This is a genomic window from Halorubrum sp. SP3 (assembly GCF_005435195.1).
Lineage (GTDB): Archaea > Halobacteriota > Halobacteria > Halobacteriales > Haloferacaceae > Halorubrum > Halorubrum sodomense.
The window spans coordinates 1-433 of sequence record NZ_SGTU01000398.1; the positions used below are offsets into that span (position 1 = coordinate 1).

Annotated in this window: 1 protein-coding gene; it reads right to left on the minus strand. The window is 51.5% G+C overall.

From position 1 onward, the window contains the following. On the minus strand, window positions 1-433 hold a 433-nt coding region (locus EXE42_RS16990; RefSeq protein ID WP_137707061.1), incomplete at both ends, for a PAS domain S-box protein.

Sequence of the window (433 nt, forward strand, 5' to 3'; positions counted from 1 at the left end):
CACTGAATCGATGATCGTCTCGTACTCTTGTAATTCTGCTCGGCGCTGTTCGCGTTCAGTAACGTCTTGAAACTGCGAGAAGATTGTGACGACCTCGCCGTTTTCATCAGTTACAACCCGGTTATGCCACTCACAGATGATTCGCTGACCGTCCTTCCGGACGTTCTTGTTGAAACTGTGGTTGCCGCCCTCGGCTTCGAGGAGGTCTGAGACCACTTCTTCGACCGGATCCTGATCGGACTCAGGGACGATCTTCTCCCAAGACTTTCCTTTGAGTTCGGTCTCATTGTAGCCGAGAATGTCCTCGGCGGTATCGTTTAGTCGGACGAAATCAAAATTCTCGTCCCATTCGACGACTCCCATCGGGGATTCCTCGAAAAACAGGTTAAGCCGTTTCTCTCTGTCCTCCAGTTCAGCCTGGGTCCGATACTTT